We start from the raw sequence: 18,956 nt of genomic DNA, 5'->3' as shown, positions 1-18,956 counted from the left end.
CAAATTTCCATAAAACAGGGGCTTATATGGACTTTGAACAGATTTCCCGGTCGCTCTTACCGCTGCTGGGCGGCAAGGACAATATCGTCAGTGCGGCGCATTGCGCCACACGTCTGCGGCTGGTGCTGGCGGAAGATGCAAAAGCAGACACCACCGCAATTGGCAAAGTAGAGGGTGTGAAAGGCTGTTTTCGCAATGCCGGACAGTTGCAGATTATCTTTGGCACCGGTGTGGTGAACAAAGTGTATGCGGCGTTTATCAAAGAGGCGGGGATTGGCGAAACAAGCAAGTCTGAAGCGGCCGCCATTGCTGCCCGCAAACTGAATCCGTTCCAGCGCGTGGCCCGTTTGTTGTCGAACATTTTCGTCCCGATCATCCCCGCCATCGTGGCGTCGGGTTTGTTGATGGGACTGCTGGGCATGGTGAAAACCTACGGCTGGGTAAACCCGGAAAATGCGCTTTATATCATGCTGGACATGTTCAGCTCGGCGGCGTTTATTATCCTGCCGATCCTGATTGGCTTTACCGCGGCGCGGGAATTTGGCGGTAACCCCTTCCTGGGCGCGACGTTGGGCGGCATTCTGACGCATCCGGCCCTGACCAACGCCTGGGGCGTGGCCGCCGGGTTCCATACCATGAACTTTTTTGGTATCGAAGTGGCGATGATCGGCTATCAGGGGACGGTCTTCCCCGTGTTGCTTGCCGTCTGGTTTATGAGCATCCTGGAAAAGCAGCTGCGCCGGGTTATTCCGGACGCGCTGGATCTGATCCTGACGCCGTTTTTGACGGTGATTATCACCGGTTTTGTCGCGCTGCTGGTCATCGGCCCGGCGGGTCGTGCGCTGGGTGATGGCATCTCCTTTGTGCTGAGCACGCTCATCACCCACGCAGGCTGGCTTGCAGGGCTGCTGTTCGGCGGTCTCTATTCGGTGATTGTCATTACCGGCGTGCACCACAGCTTCCATGCGATCGAAGCGGGATTACTGGGCAATCCGTCCATTGGCGTGAACTTCCTGCTGCCTATCTGGGCGATGGCTAACGTCGCGCAGGGTGGCGCTTGTCTGGCGGTGTGGTTCAAAACCAACGATGCCAAAATCAAAGCTATTACCTTACCGTCGGCGTTTTCTGCGGTTCTCGGCATTACAGAAGCGGCGATTTTTGGTATTAACCTGCGTTTTGTGAAGCCTTTTATTGCCGCGCTGATTGGCGGTGCAGTGGGTGGGGCATGGGTCGTTTCCGTCCACGTCTACATGACCGCCGTCGGCCTGACGGGTATTCCGGGCATGGCGATTGTGCAGGCCAGCTCGCTACTGAATTATGCTATCGGGATGGTGATCGCTTTCAGCGTCGCTTTTGTTATCTCTTACCTGCTTAAATACAAAACGGACTCAGAATAATGACGTCATCAACCCTGTTGCCGAAGATTTTACTGTCAGTGCTGAAAGGCCAACCGACAGCATTGCGGGACAGTCACTATCCGGCCTGGCATCTGGCCCCGGCAACGGGGCTGTTGAATGATCCCAACGGCTTTATCCATTTTCAGGGGCGGTTTCATCTGTTTTATCAGTGGAATCCGCTTGGCTGCCAGCATAACCATAAATGTTGGGGACACTGGAGTTCAGCGGATTTACTGCACTGGCAGCACGAGCCGATAGCGCTGATGCCGGAAGAAGAGTATGACCGCAGCGGTTGCTATTCCGGCAGCGCGGTCGACAACCAGGGCGAACTGACGTTGTGTTATACCGGCAATGTGAAATTCGCCGAAGGCGGACGCACGGCCTGGCAGTGTCTGGCCGTGCAGAACGCCGAAGGTGGGTTTGATAAGTCCGGGCCTGTCATCGCGTTGCCGGAGGGATACACCGGGCACGTCAGGGATCCGAAAGTCTGGCGACACGAAAATCAGTGGTACATGGTGCTCGGCGCGCAGGATCTGGCGCTACGCGGTAAGGTGCTGCTGTTACGTTCCGACGATTTGCACCACTGGCAATTACTCGGTGAAATCGCCGGGAGCGGACTCGGGGGGTTAGGGGAATCCGGATACATGTGGGAATGCCCGGACCTGTTCACGCTGGGGGCAGAGACCTTCCTCATCTGTTGCCCACAAGGGGTGGCTCGTGAAGCGCGCCGTTTCCTTAATACGCACCCGAGCGCGTACCTGAGCGGGACATTTTCACCCGAACAGGCGACGTTTGAACATGGCGCGCTGCATGAACTTGACGCCGGATTTGAGTTTTACGCCCCGCAGACCACGCTAAGCGCTGATGGTCGGCGCCTGCTGGTAGGCTGGATGGGCGTGCCGGATGGCGAAGAGATGCGCCAGCCGACGGTAGCGCAGGGCTGGATCCATCAAATGACCTGCGTGCGTGAACTTTTCAACCGCGATGGCAAGTTGTATCAACAGCCGGTCAGGGAATTGCAGGCGCTGCGCGAAGATGAGCACTGTTTTACAGGCCGCGGGGATGACGCTCCGGTGATTGACGCCCGGAGCCTGGAGCTATTGGTCGAGAGCGAGGGCGAGTTGACGTTAAATGTTGGCAATACGCTTATCCTCCACTGGCATAAAAACCAGCTGCGCCTTGACCGCCGTAGCCTGGAGAACGGTGAATGGCTCTCGCGTTACTGGGAGGGAGAGGCAAGGGTACTGCAGATTTTATGCGACAGCTCCAGCGTTGAGATCTTCATTAATGAGGGTGCTGGCGTAATGAGCAGCCGCTACTTCCCGTCACATCCTGCGCAAATAACCGTTAGCGGAAGTGGCGAACTGCGGGCGCAATACTGGTCGTTACGCCCTTGCATGGTAGAATAACTGCTTGTTTCATTAACCGATGCATCGTCGTGAGAAAAACAAAACGCGTTACCATCACTGATATTGCCGCGCTGGCGGGTGTCTCTAAAGCCACCGCCAGTCTGGTACTCAATGGACGAGGTAAAGAGTTACGCGTGGCGCAGGAAACTCGTCAGCGTGTGCTTTCGCTTGCTCAGCAGCACCATTATCAGCCGAGTATCCATGCCCGGCTGTTACGCGAGGATCGTAGCCACACGCTGGGGCTGGTGGTCCCTGAGATAACCAACCACGGGTTTGCTGCTTTTTCTCATGAGCTGGAAAACTTATGCCGCGAAGCGGGGCTGCAGCTTCTTATCTCCTGTACCGATGAAAATGCCAGCCAGGAGTCGGTGGTGGTCAACAATCTGGTCTCCCGCCAGGTGGACGGGCTGATTGTCGCCTCCAGCATGCTCAACGACGCGGATTACCTGAAACTGAGCGAGCAACTGCCCGTAGTGCTGTTTGACCGCCACATGAACAGCACCCCTTTGCCGCTGGTGATTACCGATGCGGTGACGCCAACCGCCGATCTGGTTGAGCGGCTGGCCCGGGCGAACCCTGATGAGATCTATTTTTTAGGCGGGCAATCGCGACTGTCGCCAACCAAAGATCGTCTGGCGGGGTTCACGCAGGGGCTGGAGAGAGCAGGGGTGGCGCTGCGACCTGAATGGATTATTCACGGCAACTACCATCCCAGCAGCGGCTACGAAATGTTTGCCGCCCTCTGTGCAAAACTGGGCCGTCCGCCCAAAGCCTTGTTTACGGCGGCATGCGGGCTGCTTGAGGGTGTGTTGCGCTATATGAGTCAGCATCATTTGCTGCAAAGCGATATTCACATCGCCAGCTTCGACGACCACTATCTCTACGACTCGCTTTCGCTGAGTATTGATACCGTCGAACAGAATATCCCGCGCCTGGCGTATGACTGTTTTGACCTCATCACGCAACTGATTGAGGGTAATGAACCGACCGAGCTGCAGCGAATTTTGCCGGCCACTCTGCGCCTGCGTAATGAGCGTTTGAAAAACGCAGCGCCTGGTCAGGCTGGCTGACAGAGCGGTAATGCGTGTCTGAAAGCAGAGCACCATTTTGATCATGCGAGGGGGAAGGGGCTTCCCCTCGTGTTCGTTATTGCGGGTTGCCGCGCACCCTCGTCACGATCACCTGCACCAATTCATCCTTCGCCTGCTGCGCGCTGATTTTGCCAATCACCACTGCCCAGGATAACCCTTCTGCGGCACCGAGCATCGCCCACAGTGCAGATGTCGGTAACGGATTACCATTGCAGAAAGGAGCAAACAGTGCCCCGCACTTCTCGGTAAACGCCGTGGCGTACTCCTGGCGTAGTTGTTCGAGTTCCGGGGTGCCACTTAGCGCGGCGATCACACTTGGCATTTCACGTCCTGACAACAACACACATTCGATATAGGCATCGGCAATCACCGCCGCAAGCTTGTCCAGCTCTGGTGCCGTCTGGCGAATTTGTTCATCCATACGTGCCGTCGAGCGCAGGTCGTATTCCCGATAAAGTGCAGCAAACAGCCCCGAACGACTGGTGAAATGATCATAAACCACCGGCTTCGTGATCCCGGCGCGTTCTGCGAGGTGACCGAGCGTCAGGGCTTCTGTGCCTTCTTCCCGAATGATCTGCCAGGCCACCTCAATCAGCTGGGTATAACGTTCCTGCCTTGATAAACGTTGGCGCGCGATCTGACTGCCCATCGTAGAAATTCTCCGTTGACATGCTTATATACCAAAGGTAACTTACTAATGGTAACTTACCTTTGGTATATAGAGTACGTTTGCTTACGCTATCCCGCAACCAGGAGTCGCCAGATGCATGCTTTAATCGTCGTTTCTCATCCGGATACCCATTCTCTGACCCACGGCGTCGCAGCCGCCGTGGCGAAAGGGATCACCGCTAAACCGCAACACACTGCGGAGATTATCGATCTCACCGCTGAGGGTTTTAACCCGATCTTCACCGCGCACGATTTTGCCGCGTTCAAGCTTACCGCACCCGTCCCGGCGGATATTGTCGCAGAGCAGGCGCGAATTGATAAGGCCGATGCGCTGGTGCTGGTATTCCCGGTCTACTGGTGGTCGATGCCTGCGCTGCTCAAGGGCTGGATTGATCGCGTATTTACCAACGGCTGGGCCTATGAAGAGACCGCCGAAGGGGACATAGTGAAAAAGCTGGGTCACCTGCCGGTGCATATCATCGGGTTGGGCGCGGCAAGCCAGGGCGCCTATGACCGACATGGTTTTACCGCCGCCTTTCACGCACAAATCGCCCACGGCATTTTTGATTACTGCGGCGCACAAGTAAAAGCGTCTGAGCTACTGTTACTGCCGGAACTGGGAAGTGGCGAGGCGTATCTGGATAAGGCGCTGGCGCTGGGGGAGAAGGTGTTTGGGTGAGAGGGAATGGGCGAAAAGCCTGAGATTGCAAAGAGGCCATCAATTCAAAGCGCATGTCTGGTGCTGCTTCTGGCTGCGCACGGCGGTGGCTTTAAGCTGATATAAGCAAAACTGCCGCCCACGTTGCAGGCGGCAGCCGATATCAGAACAACACCGAGTAATTCAAGCCGAAAGTACGACCGCGGCCTTTGTAGGTATAGAGATTCTCAGCGCCGTAGGTTGGGCTGTAGAGGCCCGGCGCACGCTGTCCCCAGGCGGTGGTGTAATCTTCATCCAGCAGGTTTTCGACGCTAAAGCTCAGCTTGCCCACGGGCAGAACATAGCTGCCTAACAGGTCAACGGTGTTATAGCCATCAATGTGCTTACCGGCTTCGTCAGAGAGATCAAAGGTCTGGGTACTTTGCAGACGCAGTGTCCAGTCGCCCGGCGCCCAGGTCACCCATGCGCTCATTTTTGACGGACTGGCGCTGTCGACCGTCAGCTTTTCCCATTTGCCGTCGACGCGGGTCTGCGATTTGATGGCGTTAAAGTTCGCGCCAGTGCTCCACTGGCTGTCGGTAAAGGAGTAATCCACCTGGCCTTCCACACCGTAAATACGACGCTGGTCATCTTCAATATTGATGGTCATGTCGGTTTTATTGATGTTGATGGTCTTGTCGGAAAGCGAGTAGTACGCGGCAACCTGGGTACGCAGGTTATCTCCGGTGAAGCGCCAGCCCAGCTCGTACGCATCGACTTTGATCCCGTCGAGTTTTGAGTCGTTGACGTTCACGCTGTTAACCAGACGATAGTGGCCATTGCTCAACTGATAGGTGCCGGAGCCGTAGTATTTCGCCAGATCCGGAATTTCAAACCCTTGTGAGAAGTTAAACCACAGTTGCTGGCGATCGGTCAGATGGCCCAGAATGCCTGCGTTAAACAGTAGGTTGTTGTAATCGGTTTTCCCGCCCGGCACTGCGTCTGCCGACGTGGCTTTGCCCGTGGCGATGGCCTGCTGCTGGGCATAACCAATAAAGTCGTCGACCCGGTTTTCCGTGTACTGGTAGCGCACGCCGCCGCTTAAGGTGATGGCAGAGATGTCGTAGCTCGTTTGCAGGAACGGTGCGAGGTTAGTGATGCTGTAACCCGGATAACGACCAACGTTATACGCATTATCCAGCTTCATGCCACCGCTGGCCGCCGCTTTGTTGAGGTCGAAAAATTGCTGGTTGGCGTCGAAGGTTTCATGCTCGGCATCCACGCCCCATGTTAGCGTTAAATCATCCAGTGGCTTGCTGTTGATGGTCAGCTTGCCGCCATAGAAATCGGTCTTTTGCTGCGATGCGCCAATACTGGTCACCCGGCCGCCGGAGAGGGTAGGGAAGGGATAAAATGTCAGGCTTTCATCGCGGTAGTAAATCTGCGCGAGCAGGTCCTGGCCCCAGAAATCAGTGTTTGAATATTGCAGATTGATCAGGTGGCGCTCTGTGCCCGGAATGCGGTCGGAGTCGAGGTTGTTTTTATTGTACGCGTTACCAGAACCTGTCACCGCCGAGAAATTCTCGCCAAGGTACAGGCCGTGCTTGCCGTCGGACTGGCTCTTGTAATACTGGGTGGTGAGCTGCAATTGTTGATGAGCGTCGATATTCAGCGTGCCGGTGCCCATCACGTCCAGGCGGTCTGAGTACTGCAGGCCGGTCTGGGTGTTATCGATATTGACCTCATTACCTTTGCCGTCATACCAGCCGCCAAAGCGCTGATACGCCACCGACAGGCGTCCGGATGCGTTGTCGTTGCCGCCGCTGACCGCTGCCGCGATGTTCTCGTCATTATCGTTATGGCTGTTAAAGCCCGTCTTCATGCCCGTCTGAAACTCGACTTCCGTTTCCGGCTGGCCTTTTTTGGTCACGATATTGATCAAACCACCCGTACTGCCGCCGCCATAGAGGGAGGTGGCACCGGAGATAACTTCAATGCGGGCGATATTAAATGGATCGATAGAGTCCAACTGGCGGCTGTCGCTGCGCGAGGAGTTTAAACGTACGCCGTCGACCATCACCATCATCGAACGACCACGCATATTCATGCCGTAGTTGGTGCGCCCCTGGCTACTGACATCCATACCGGGAATCAGCTGCGCCAGTACCTCTTTGAACTCTTTACCGCCCTGAACCTGCTGTTCGATTTCAGCCTGTTCAATGACCCAGGTGGTCTGCGCCATGTCGGTAATGCTGTGATTCGCACGGCTGGCGGCCACCACCAGTGTCTCTTCTTTTTGACCTTCGGCTGCGGCATTTGTATTTAACATCATGAGTAAACAAGGACTTAATGTCCAAAAGTAACGAGGTTTCATTATTGTGGTAATCCTGATTAATCCAAAGGTACGGCGGCATTGATTCTCCTGTGCCGCAAACGCATCACCTCAGTGGTGATAGTGATTATCAAGATGATATGAATTATCGTTACCATGTAAACAGTTTATGTTAAAAAATATTTCTATAATGGCATGATTTTTATGTGGTTTATGGGTGCGGGGCAGGAGTCATACAAGAAGGGCTGGCTGGGATCCGTAGCACGAATAAGGCGTTTGCGCCGCCATCCGGAAAAAATCTGTCGGGTGGCGCTTCGCTTACCCGACCTACAATCACGTAGCCTGGATAAGGCGTAGCCGCATCCGGGAGAGAAGGGGCTGCATGCCGCCCCTCACCCGACACTCTCCCGCAGAGAAAGGGAGAAAACCAAAAGCAAAAAACCAGCCCTTAGGCTGGTTTCTTTAAATAAGTGGTGCCCGGACTCGTTCAGCAATCTATTTAGCTGTATTTCATCATGAATCCGTTTTTGATAAGTTGTCAGGACCCTGTGGTTGACCCGTGTTTTTGCTTTTAAATCAGTTCAGTAGATTTGAATATTCAAAAACATGTCCGGTTCGATACTCCGATTCGATTCCCTCTGAATTTGACGTACTGACATCTGCGTTACGTGTGCTGTATACTTAATATCCAGAGAAACACCAGAGGATAACACCATGCCAGCCGCAAACAGTATGACGATGAAGCGCGAAACCCTGAACCTGCGCATCAAGCCCGCCGAGCGCGATCTTATAGACCGGGCCGCGAAAGCCAAAGGGAAAAACCGCACGGATTTCGTGCTGGAAGCCGCTCGTGCGGCCGCAGAGGAAGCGTTGATTGAACAGCGTATTATTATGGCCGATCCCGATGCCTATCAGGCATTTCTCACTCGTCTCGATCAGGCTCCTGAACCCAATGCCGCGCTTCGTAAAACTATGCAGACCCCAGCGCCGTGGGAGCAAAATAAATGATTTCCGCCCCTGAGCCTCTCCACGCCGGGCATGTATTAACTTCATTTTGTTGCGGCGTGGATTCTATGGATAACTGGCTAAAACAGCGGGCGATGAAAAATCAAATCATAGGCGCATCCCGTACCTTTGTTAGCTGTGACAATAATTCTAATGTACGGGCGTATTATTCGCTGGCGTCCAGCGCAGTGACGACAAACACCGCCCCCGGTCGCTTTCGCCGCAATATGCCTGACCCAATCCCGGTTGTGGTGTTGGGGCGTCTGGCGGTGGATAAATCGTTGCATGGGCAGGGGGTAGGGCGAGCTTTAGTGCGTGATGCCGGGCTGCGGGTGATTCAGGTGGCGGAGACTATCGGCATTCGCGGGATGCTGGTTCATGCGCTGTCTGACGAAGCGCGGGAGTTTTATCTGAAAGTGGGCTTTGAGCCGTCGCCGATGGACTCAATGATGCTGATGGTGACGTTAGGGGATTTGATGGGGAGTATGTAGTAAATATTTTTCTCCTCTTCTGCATTAATTTCTTTGCTTAGATAAAGTTACTCGGGAAATAGAAATGCTGTATCGGGTTGATGAAATACTGGGAGACCAGAAATCTACCATAGCGAAAAAAGGAAAAAGCCCCGCTTTTCAGCGAGGCCTTATGAATAGTGGTGCCCGGACTCGGAATCGAACCAAGGACACGGGGATTTTCAATCCCCTGCTCTACCGACTGAGCTATCCGGGCAACGGGGCGCATTAAACCCGATCCGCCTCGCCTCGTCAACGAAATTTCTTCAAATCGTTGCAGACTGCACAATCTATCACCACTTTGCCGATGATGCACGCGAACTCAGGCAAAAAAAGCGGTCCACAGGGCAGAGAGCGGCATCGCAAGTACCAGTGCTGGCAGCATATTTGCTACTGCAAACATTTTGATTCCACAAATCCTTAAGCCCGTCGCCAGCAACAGCACGCCGCCCACTGCGGTGAAATCACCCATCATGGCGGGCGTGGTCAACGGCAAAATCAGCGTGGCGCAGGTAGCGAGCGTCAGTTGAATAATAAGCATCGGTACGGAGATCAGCGCGACGGCAAAACCTAATGAAGTCGCGAATATCACCGCCGTGAAAAAATCGAGAAATGCCTTGGCAATCAGTAGACTCGGATCGCCGGTCATCCCCTCGCGCATGGCGCCGAAAATCCCGGTACCACTGGCGCAGAACAGAATAATGATGGCCACCAGGCTTTGGATAAAAGATTCGTGGGCATCCAGCGCATGGCTTGCTGCACGGCGTTTTTGAACTACTTTGCGTAAACCGTTCACCGCGCCGCTGATACCGCGCTCCACATAACACAGTTCACCTATCAACGTACCAACCAGCGTTGCAAGCACCATAACGGGCAGATTGACGCATTTAATCACCAGCAGGATACCGATGCCCAGCGAGGCAAGACCAAAGATGGAGGGCATAGAGGAGCGAACCCGCTCCGGTAAACGGTGGCTGAGCAATGCACCAATCGTCCCCCCCAGTAAAACGGCGGCGGCGTTGATATAAGGTCCTGTTAACACGTTTTTTCTCCAGAGATTTTGCGAATACAACTGCATAGTATGCCGCAATGAATCACATTATTATGCCTGATTAATGCGAGTAATAATTGCATTTAGCTTTTGAATATAATCACTTATATAAATTACTAAAAACGCAATTGCATTATGTTGCATTTCGCCTTCGCTTCGTTGGTTGCACCTGCGAAAAAATGATGACATGATTGCGCGAATTTTCTTCTCTACCTCACGGGGACACCTGAAATGACGCAGTTTTTATCGCTCATACAGAGATGCCGCGCCACGCTGCGAACGTGCACCCGTTCAATTTTATCCCATACTTCACTCACCATGCGGTGAGGGTAACGCACGCTCACTGTAGGACAACAGTAAAACCAGAATGTCTCTGTTTTTAGTGATGTCTGGCGGTCGGAGCTGGTTCCAGTCAGACACGTTCGTTGGGTAAGGCACCTGCTTTGCCCGGGGCCTTTTCTTCCCCTGAAACGGGTATCTGTGCTTATGAAAACAATGAAAATTGCCGTCAGCCGCGAGCTGATCTCCATCCTGTCTACCCACCGTCAGATGGTGACGCTGGACAGTACTGATTTTACGGATGTGGCGGCAGTCGTCATTACGCTGGCGGAAAGCCGTAGCGGCATTCTGACCCTGCTCAAACGGACGGGCTTCGACGTGCCGGTATTCTTATTTGACCAGACGTCGGATGAAACACCGGACGGCGTCACGGCGGTGATCAATGGCAAAGAACAGGACTGGCTGGAGCTGGAAACCGCCGCCTGTGATTATGAAGATAATCTGTTGCCGCCGTTTTTCGATACGTTACGCCAGTATGTTGAGATGAAAAATGACACCTTCGCTTGCCCGGGGCATCAGCATGGTGAGTTCTTTAAAAAGCATCCGGCTGGCCGACAGTTCTACGATTTCTTTGGCGAAAATGTTTTTCGCGCTGACATGTGCAATGCCGATGTGAAGCTGGGCGACCTGCTGATTCACGAGGGGTCCGCTAAACACGCGCAGAAGTTCGCGGCCAAAGTCTTCAACGCGGATAAAACTTATTTTGTGCTGAACGGCACCTCTGCTGCGAATAAAGTGGTGACTAACGCGCTGCTGACGCGTGGCGATCTGGTACTGTTTGACCGTAACAACCACAAATCCAACCATCATGGCGCGCTGATACAGGCGGGCGCGACGCCGGTGTATCTGGAAGCCTCCCGCAACCCGTTTGGTTTTATCGGTGGCATTGACGAACACTGTTTTGATGAAAAATACCTGCGTGAATTGATCCGCGAAGTGGCGCCGGATAAAGCCAACCAGCCGCGCCCGTTTCGCCTCGCGGTGATCCAGCTTGGCACCTATGACGGCACGATCTATAACGCACGTCAGGTGATCGACAAAATCGGCACCCTGTGCGACTACATTTTGTTTGATTCCGCCTGGGTGGGTTACGAACAGTTCATTCCGATGATGGCGGACACGTCGCCGTTACTGCTGGAACTCAACGAGAACGATCCGGGGATTTTCGTCACCCAGTCCGTGCACAAGCAGCAAGCCGGTTTCTCGCAAACCTCGCAGATCCATAAAAAAGATAATCATCTGCGCGGTCAGGCGCGTTTCTGCCCGCATAAGCGGCTGAACAATGCCTTTATGCTGCACGCCTCGACCAGCCCGTTCTACCCGCTGTTTGCAGCACTCGACGTGAATGCCAAAATTCATCAGGGTGAAAGTGGCCGCCGCCTGTGGGCCGAGTGTGTGGAGGTGGGGATCGAAGCGCGTAAGTCGATTATCGCTAATTGCAAAATGATCCAGCCATTCGTGCCACCGGTCATTGCCGGGCGTCCGTGGCAGGATCATCCGACAGAGATCATCGCTCGCGAACGTCGCTTCTTTAGCTTTGAGCCCGGTGCAAGCTGGCACGGTTTTGAAGGCTACGCGCAGGATCAGTACTTTGTTGATCCCTGCAAACTGCTGCTCACCACGCCGGGTATCGACGCGCAAACGGGCGAATACACGGAATTTGGTATTCCGGCGACGATCCTCGCCAATTACCTGCGTGAGAACGGCATTGTGCCGGAAAAATGCGATCTCAACTCCATTCTGTTCCTGCTGACGCCAGCGGAAAGCACCACGAAGATGGCCCATCTGGTGGCCATGCTGTCGCAGTTTGAGCGCCACATTGAAGACGATACGCCGCTGGCGGATGTGTTACCGACCATCTATAACAAGTACCCGGTGCGTTATCGTGATTACACAATCCGCCAACTCTGCCAGGAGATGCATGACCTTTATGTCAGCTTCGATGTGAAGGATCTGCAAAAAGAGATGTTCCGCAAGGCGAGTTTCCCGGCCGTTGCCGTCAACCCGCAGGATGCCCACCAGGAGTATATTCGCGGCAACGTGGAGCTGGTGCGTATCAGCGAAGCGGAAGGACGGATTGCGGCGGAAGGGGCGCTGCCGTACCCGCCAGGTGTGTTGTGCGTGGTGCCCGGCGAAGTGTGGGGCGGGGCGGTGCAACGCTACTTCCTGGCTCTGGAAGAGGGTGTCAATTTGCTGCCAGGCTTTTCACCGGAACTGCAGGGGGTTTACTCCGAGACGGATGCCGACGGGATTAAGCGTTTATACGGGAATGTGTTGAAACAGTCCTCTGCGGCCTGATGCCCTCACCCCGGCCCTCTCCCACGGGAGAGGGAGAAAGGCGAATCGGATTTAACATCGTGCTCGATCGGTCCCCTCTCCATTGAGGATTAGGGTGAGGGGGAAAGGGAGAAAGGCGAGCAGTCCGCTGGCCTGGGCAGGTAGCCCGGATCAGGCGTTTACGCCGCCATCCGGGAGGGTTTGTGAATGGCAGAAACCCCGGATGGCGCTTCGCCAATCCGGGCTACGTCCCGGAGAGGGTGAGGGGAACCCTCGCAACCCCTACACCTCTTCATCTGCCCGGCGATACATCCTGCGTGGATGCCCAATCTTGCCATATTGCATCTCTACCGATAAAAAGCCGGACTCCACACCATGCTCCAGGTAGCGGCGGGCGGTGGTCTTACTTAGCCCCGTCTCCGTCACGACTTCATCAACGGAAAAACAGCGCTCGCCTGCATCGGCAAACAGTGTCTGTACGCGAGAAAGCGTATTCTCCTCAATCCCTTTACTGCCGTTATCCAGCTTGTAGTTCTTCGCCTGCAACTGGTACAGCGAATCCACGTTCTGCTGATCGACGATCTTCCAAACCCGTTGCTGCTCGGTGAACTGGACAAAACGTTCCAGTGACTGGCTCAGACGCTTCCATGACACCGGTTTGAGAATATAGTCAAACGCACCGTTGCGAATAGCCTGGCTACAGGTATCCATATCGCTGGCGGCGGTAATGAAGATAACCGAACAGTTGGCGCGAATGATCATCGGGTCGCTGATTAGCGTAATCCCTTTTCCGTCCGGCAGATAATTATCGAGCAATACCAGTTGCGGTTGCTTACTGGCGAGCTGCGCCTTAGCCTCTGCCAGGCTGGTGGCGATGCCCACCAGCCGCAATCGCGGATGCTTGCCAATAAGTTCCGCATGGAGCTGCGCCAGCTCATTTTCGTCTTCTACTATCAGCACATCTATCTGTTCATGTCGCATAATTCTGATCTTCCAGAGTCGGAGCGGGGCGTAGTATCTGACCCGTTTCCGGAATAAATAAAGAGAAAATCGTTCCACGCGGCGCGTTATCAGAAACTTCAATGGTGCCGCCCACCTGCGTGACATAGCTGGAGATCAGATACAGGCCGATACCATGATCGCCATTGCGTTTCGTCGTCATCCCCCGGTCAAAAATGCGATCCCGGATGGACGGATCAATCCCGACGCCGCGATCCGCCACTTCAATAATCAGCTCGCGTTCATTTTGCAGGATCAGGACCTCGACCGGCTCATGAGGCAACCTGGCGCGTTGCGTTGCTTCAATGGCGTTATCCAGCAGGTTACCAATAATCGATATCAGTTCGGCTTCCACCAGCAGGTGCGCGGGGCGCGACATCCGGCAGCCAGGGTCAAAAACCAACTCCACGCCTTTTTCTCTGGCGCGGGCCGCTTTGCCCAGCAGCAAACCGCACAGCGTCGGGGAGCTAAAACGTGACGAAATAAAGTCGAGCAACTCCTGCGCATGTTCCGACTGGGCCTGAAGATAACGTATCGCCTCGTCGTAGCGTTCCATATGCAGCAGGCCGGAAAGCGTCGTCATCCGGTTAAGCTGCTCGTGGCGCATGATGCGCAGGTTATCGACATAACGCTTCACCTGACTTAATTGGGCGCTAAGGCTGTCGATTTCATTGCGATCGCGAAAAGTAATGACCCAGCCTTGTAGCTTATCTTCCAGCATGATGCGCACGCGACTGGCAATGACCGTAGCGTGATTAAAACGGCAGATCTCATCGTGTGTATCTTTCGCCAGCATCGCATCGCGGGAAAAAAAGGGCACTGCCGGAATCACGTCGGTAATCAGTTGCCCCCGCAGTTCACGCGTGGGCTGGCTCAGATTGAGTAAGGTTCTCGCGGCCTGGTTTATTACCTCGATGCGCAGATTGCTGTCGATGGCGATCACCCCTTCGTAAATCGACTCCATCATTGCTTTTTGCTGGCGCACCAGCAGCCCAATTTCCCGCGGCTCCAGTGAAAATATCTGCTTCTTGATACTGCGGGTAAAGAACCACGAAAAGATAAAGAGTGCCGCTAACAGCAGTACGGCGGCTATAAAGATATTGATTGCCTTACCCAGCGTGATGGTATCAAGGTAACTGGTTAGATAACCCACGGAAACAATACCAATCACCTGACCCGCATCATTGAATATCGGTGCTTTACTGCGTAATGAAATACCCAGGCCGCCCTGACGAATAGTGGTCAGGCTTTTGCCCTGCAACACTTCCTGGTTATCGCCCCCAATCAGGGTGGTGCCCACCCGGTCATCATAAACAGAATGAAACAGATGAATGCCTTTATTATCGCCAATAACAATAAAGCTGGCGTCGCTGCGGTCGACGACTTGTTGCATAAATTCTGCAATCGCGGGAATATCTTTTTCAGCAACCGACTTGCGTAAATTCGGAATTATCGCTATTTCTTCTGCTTGTATTTTTGCTCGCGTACTCATTTCCTGATAAAGCTGGCGACCGATATCGATATAATAATAACCACCCAGTAAGATGAACAAACCGGAGAAAAACAGCACCAGCGAAATAAAAAGCTTAATCTGGAAAGAAACTTTCATGGTGTGGTACGCACAGAGCAACAAAACCAGTAATGTAACATCTTTCCTGTTGACAGTGGCGAGTTTACTGGAAACTTGTGATCCCTTGCACATCAGGCACTGACTGGCGATGCGAAAGAAACAAAGATTTTCTGGAAATGTTATTAACTTGTATTTTTATTTAAAAAAACCATAAAAACCACGGGAATAATTACGGCATTAATCACACTAAATAAAAGAAACCATAAAAACCATAGGTGCCATTAAAACTTCGGTTTTATTATGCTGTGCCTCACATAACGTAAAAACATGGCCCTTTAAGCTAAAAATGCAAAATAACCAAGGGGCTTAATTATGAGCACAACTGACGATTCTTTTTCTATTACCTCTGAGTCACTATCGATTCAAAAACCATCTTTGAAAGACAGATGGTGGCACATTATGGATACCTGGAAAGTCGGGATTATTCCATTGCCGTTGTTTTTACTGGCTGGTGTATTAATCGCCATTGATTGCCTGGGTGGTAAATTACCCAGTGATATCGTGGTGATGGTTGCCACGCTGGCGTTTTTCGGCTTCGCCTGTGGTGAGTTCGGTAAACGTCTGCCGATTGTCGGTAAACTGGGCGCGGCGGCGATTTGCGCCACCTTCATCCCTTCCGCAATGGTCTATTATGGCCTGTTGCCGGACGTGGTCGTTGAGTCCACCACCAAGTTCTACAAATCCACCAACATTCTCTACCTTTACATCTGCTGCATTATTGTCGGCAGTATTATGAGCATGAATCGCACCACGCTGATTCAGGGCTTCCTGCGTATTTTCTTCCCGATGCTGTGCGGTGAAATCGTCGGCATGTTGGTAGGGATGGGCGTGGGGCTGCTGCTGGGTCTCGAACCGTTCCAGATCTTCTTCTTTATCATTCTGCCAATCATGGCGGGTGGTGTGGGTGAAGGCGCTATTCCGCTTTCTATCGGTTACGCCACGATTCTGCATATGGATCAGGGCGTCGCGCTGGGTCGTGTCTTACCAATGGTGATGCTTGGCGGCCTGACGGCGATCATTATCTCCGGCTGTCTGAACCAACTGGGTAAACGCTTCCCGCACCTGACCGGTGAAGGCCAACTGATGCCTAATCGTGATAACACCGATGAGAAAGCCCCTGCTGCGCCTGCGTTCAGCGGTAAAGCTGACGTCACCACTATCGCCTCCGGCGCGCTGCTGGCGGTGCTGCTCTACATGCTGGGTATGCTGGGCCATAAACTGATTGGTCTGCCGGCGCCGGTTGGCATGCTGTTTATGGCGGTGCTGGTCAAACTGGTTCACGGCGTATCGCCGAAGATCCTCGAAGGTTCTCAGGTTGTTTACAAATTCTTCCAGACCTCTGTGACTTATCCAATCCTCTTCGCGGTGGGCGTGGCTATCACCCCATGGCAGGAGCTGGTACATGCCTTCACCATCACTAACCTGCTGGTGATTGTCAGCACCGTGTCCGCGCTGGTCGCCACGGGCTTCTTCGTAGGTAAAAAAATCGGTATGCATCCGATTGATGTCGCCATCGTCTCCTGCTGTCAGAGCGGGCAGGGTGGCACCGGGGATGTTGCCATCCTCACTGCAGGTAACCGTATGAGCTTGATGCCGTTCGCACAGATCGCTACCCGTATCGGCGGCGCGATCAACGTCTCGGTATCACTGCTGGTTCTCGGCAACTTCCTCGTCTGATTCATGTGTTACAGGAACTGATATGAAACTCGCAAGCTTTGTCCATCAGGGGATCCGCAGTTACGGGATCGTGAAGGCGGATGGTGTGATCAATCTGGGACGCCGTCTGGGCGATCGTTACAGCGATTTGAAATCGTTGCTCGCCGCCAACGCGTTAAATGAAGCGCAACAGCTGTCTGGCGAAACGCCGGATCTGAGCTTCGACGCGCTGGAATTTTTGCCGGTGATTGATAACCCAGGGAAAATTCTTTGCGTCGGCATGAACTACGCCGACAAACGTAAAGAGTTCGATCAGCACAATCCGGCGCCGACGCTGTTCGTCCGTTTTGCTGATTCGCAAACCGGCCACCAGACTCCGGTACTCAAACCGCGTCACTCCAGCGAGTTTGATTACGAAGGTGAACTGGCGGTAATCATTGGCAAAAGCGGAGAGAACATCTCCCGTGAAGCGGCATTAAGCCACGTTGGCGGTTACAGCTGCTATATGGACGGTTCTGCACGCGACTGGCAGCACACCTGGTTTACCGCCGGTAAAAACTGGCGTCAGACCGGTGCGTTCGGTCCGTGGATGACCACGGCTGATGAGATTCCGGATCCGCACAGTCTGGCGATCCGCACCTGGCTGAATGGCCGTATGGTGCAGGAAGACAACACCGCCAGCATGATCCACAAAGTGGCGGAGCTTATCGAGTACATCAGTACCTTTACGCGCCTGAATGCTGGCGATGTGATCATCACCGGTTCGCCGGGCGGCGTTGGTAAAAAACGTAATCCACCGCTGTTTATGAACGCGGGCGATCGCATCGAAGTGGAGATCGAAAATATCGGTCATCTCAGCAATGTGATCATGGACGCGCCAGCCTTATCGCTGTCGCCCATGCACTAAGGAACGCGGCGGATTTATGCAAGCACAACCTCCCATTGATTTTCGCATTGCGGATGTCACGAGCGGCGCGCAGCGTTTTGCGCAGATTCGTAATTTGCTCGCGGACAGCGGCTTAGGCATGGACAACGATATCACCACTTTCGTTGAAGCCTGGTCGGGACTCCGGCTGGTGGGTTGTGCGGGCCTGGCCGCCAATGTCATCAAGTGTGTGGCGGTAGATGAAAACCTGCGCGGGGAAAATCTCAGCGCCCGTTTGCTGGCTGAGGTGGAACACCTCGCGCTGTCCCGGGGCCATTTTCATCTGTTTCTCTGCACGCGTCCTTGTAATAAGGAGCGCTTTGCGCACAGCGGATTCTGGCCCATTGCGCAGAGTGGCAACAATGCGGTGTTAATGGAAAATACGCCTTTTGGCATCAGCCGTTACTGCCGTTCATTGCAGCCTTATCGCGTGGAAGGAAAGCGTATTGGCGCCATTGTGATGAACGCCAACCCGTTCACTCTTGGGCATCGCCATCTGGTCGAACAGGCGGCGCATTCCTGCGATCACTTACATCTGTTTGTGGTCCAGGAAGATGCGTCGTTTTTCCCCTTCACCGACCGTCTGGACATGGTACGGGCAGGGGTCGCTCATCTGCCGAACGTGACCGTACATAAGGGATCGGAATACATCATTTCGCGGGCGACATTTCCGGCCTATTTCCTCAAAGAGACCGGCAAGGTGCAACAGGCATGGAGCGAAATCGATCTGTTGATTTTTCGTGACCACATCGCCCCCGCGCTGGGTATTACCCATCGATTTATCGGCTCAGAACCGTTTTGCGATATTACGCGCCAGTACAACCAGACTATGCACCGCCTGCTTGCAGGCGCGGTTGAGGTGGTGGAGATCCCGCGCATCAAAGCCACGGGCAATGCCATCTCTGCCTCGGAAGTTCGCCGTCTACTCAAGACGCACCAGTTTTCCCGTATTCGGGAAATAGTACCGGATACCACTTTCGTGCATCTCGAAACGCACTACAGCGCGGAAGTCGCTTAAAAAACTCAGGAA

The 18,956-nt window shown here is 53.8% G+C and carries 15 protein-coding genes and 1 tRNA gene; 10 read left to right on the top strand and 6 right to left on the bottom strand.

The features are described from left to right. Window positions 1–26 precede the first annotated feature (26 nt). From L2097_RS20130 to L2097_RS20120, 3 genes are read left to right on the top strand one after another with little or no spacing between them, the layout of a single operon-like run. Window positions 27–1,397 (top strand): sucrose-specific PTS transporter subunit IIBC, encoded by a 1,371-nt coding sequence (locus tag L2097_RS20130; RefSeq protein ID WP_047373133.1) that lies wholly within the window; start codon window positions 27–29, stop codon window positions 1,395–1,397. Then, entirely contained in the window at window positions 1,397–2,806 is a 1,410-nt protein-coding gene (locus L2097_RS20125; RefSeq protein ID WP_250353562.1) for a sucrose-6-phosphate hydrolase, read from the top strand. The genes L2097_RS20130 and L2097_RS20125 overlap by 1 nt, the downstream gene beginning before the upstream one ends. A gap of 29 nt (window positions 2,807–2,835) precedes the next feature. Next, on the top strand, window positions 2,836–3,876 hold the full coding sequence (locus tag L2097_RS20120; protein WP_142517502.1) for a substrate-binding domain-containing protein: 1,041 nt from the start codon (window positions 2,836–2,838) through the stop codon (window positions 3,874–3,876). 76 nt (window positions 3,877–3,952) lie between these two features. Here the strand turns inward: L2097_RS20120 and L2097_RS20115 are convergent, their stop codons facing one another. After that, window positions 3,953–4,546, bottom strand: coding sequence for a TetR/AcrR family transcriptional regulator (locus L2097_RS20115; protein ID WP_250353561.1), 594 nt, complete (start codon window positions 4,544–4,546; stop codon window positions 3,953–3,955). A 114-nt stretch (window positions 4,547–4,660) separates the two neighbouring features. Between L2097_RS20115 and L2097_RS20110 the strand changes: the two genes are divergently transcribed. Further along, window positions 4,661–5,245, top strand: coding sequence for an NAD(P)H-dependent oxidoreductase (locus L2097_RS20110; protein ID WP_250353560.1), 585 nt, complete (start codon window positions 4,661–4,663; stop codon window positions 5,243–5,245). Window positions 5,246–5,387: 142 nt separating this feature from the next. Here the strand turns inward: L2097_RS20110 and L2097_RS20105 are convergent, their stop codons facing one another. Next, the gene (locus L2097_RS20105) at window positions 5,388–7,577 is read right to left on the bottom strand and encodes a TonB-dependent siderophore receptor (protein WP_250353559.1); all 2,190 of its coding nucleotides are present in this window, start codon (window positions 7,575–7,577) and stop codon (window positions 5,388–5,390) included. Window positions 7,578–8,249: 672 nt separating this feature from the next. Here L2097_RS20105 and L2097_RS20100 point away from each other — a divergent pair. Both L2097_RS20100 and L2097_RS20095 read left to right on the top strand, forming a co-directional pair. Continuing rightward, on the top strand, window positions 8,250–8,543 hold the full coding sequence (locus L2097_RS20100) for a type II toxin-antitoxin system TacA family antitoxin (protein ID WP_047373139.1): 294 nt from the start codon (window positions 8,250–8,252) through the stop codon (window positions 8,541–8,543). Then, window positions 8,540–9,031, top strand: a complete 492-nt coding sequence (locus L2097_RS20095) for a GNAT family N-acetyltransferase (protein WP_250353558.1) — start codon at window positions 8,540–8,542, stop codon at window positions 9,029–9,031. Before L2097_RS20100 ends, L2097_RS20095 begins: the two co-directional genes overlap by 4 nt. Before the next feature lie 159 nt (window positions 9,032–9,190). Here L2097_RS20095 and L2097_RS20090 read toward each other — a convergent pair. Beyond that, window positions 9,191–9,266, bottom strand: a tRNA-Phe gene (locus L2097_RS20090). A gap of 105 nt (window positions 9,267–9,371) precedes the next feature. Then, a complete protein-coding gene (locus L2097_RS20085) occupies window positions 9,372–10,091 on the bottom strand; it encodes a DUF554 domain-containing protein (protein WP_047373489.1) in 720 nt (239 codons plus the stop codon). A gap of 495 nt (window positions 10,092–10,586) precedes the next feature. Here L2097_RS20085 and L2097_RS20080 point away from each other — a divergent pair, with 495 nt between their 5' ends. Next, complete coding sequence (locus tag L2097_RS20080; protein ID WP_047368897.1) at window positions 10,587–12,737, top strand: ornithine decarboxylase; 2,151 nt, start codon at window positions 10,587–10,589, stop codon at window positions 12,735–12,737. A 261-nt stretch (window positions 12,738–12,998) separates the two neighbouring features. On the opposite strand, the gene L2097_RS20075 is transcribed toward L2097_RS20080, so the two are convergent. Together L2097_RS20075 and L2097_RS20070 are read right to left on the bottom strand one after the other, a co-directional pair. Continuing rightward, window positions 12,999–13,697, bottom strand: a complete 699-nt coding sequence (locus L2097_RS20075; RefSeq protein WP_047368898.1) for a response regulator — start codon at window positions 13,695–13,697, stop codon at window positions 12,999–13,001. Further along, entirely contained in the window at window positions 13,687–15,324 is a 1,638-nt protein-coding gene (locus tag L2097_RS20070; RefSeq protein WP_047373165.1) for an ATP-binding protein, read from the bottom strand. Before L2097_RS20070 ends, L2097_RS20075 begins: the two co-directional genes overlap by 11 nt. 333 nt (window positions 15,325–15,657) lie before the next feature. On the opposite strand from L2097_RS20070, the gene L2097_RS20065 reads away from it, so the two are divergent. The 3 genes from L2097_RS20065 to citC are packed head-to-tail and all read left to right on the top strand — an operon-like array spanning window position 15,658 to window position 18,944. Further along, window positions 15,658–17,022 carry a 2-hydroxycarboxylate transporter family protein gene (locus tag L2097_RS20065; RefSeq protein WP_085007629.1) on the top strand — a complete coding sequence of 455 codons (1,365 nt, stop codon included), beginning with the start codon at window positions 15,658–15,660 and terminating at the stop codon, window positions 17,020–17,022. 22 nt (window positions 17,023–17,044) lie between these two features. Further along, the gene (locus L2097_RS20060) at window positions 17,045–17,908 is read left to right on the top strand and encodes a fumarylacetoacetate hydrolase family protein (protein ID WP_047368900.1); all 864 of its coding nucleotides are present in this window, start codon (window positions 17,045–17,047) and stop codon (window positions 17,906–17,908) included. A 16-nt stretch (window positions 17,909–17,924) separates the two neighbouring features. After that, a complete protein-coding gene (citC, locus tag L2097_RS20055) occupies window positions 17,925–18,944 on the top strand; it encodes a [citrate (pro-3S)-lyase] ligase (RefSeq protein ID WP_142517553.1) in 1,020 nt (339 codons plus the stop codon). The last annotated feature ends 12 nt before the right edge of the window (window positions 18,945–18,956 follow it).

It is taken from the genome of Citrobacter sp. MNAZ 1397 (assembly GCF_023613995.1).
Lineage (GTDB): Bacteria > Pseudomonadota > Gammaproteobacteria > Enterobacterales > Enterobacteriaceae > Phytobacter > Phytobacter ursingii.
Note: the sequence above shows the minus strand (reverse complement) of the source record. Positions and strands in the feature narration are given on the sequence as shown.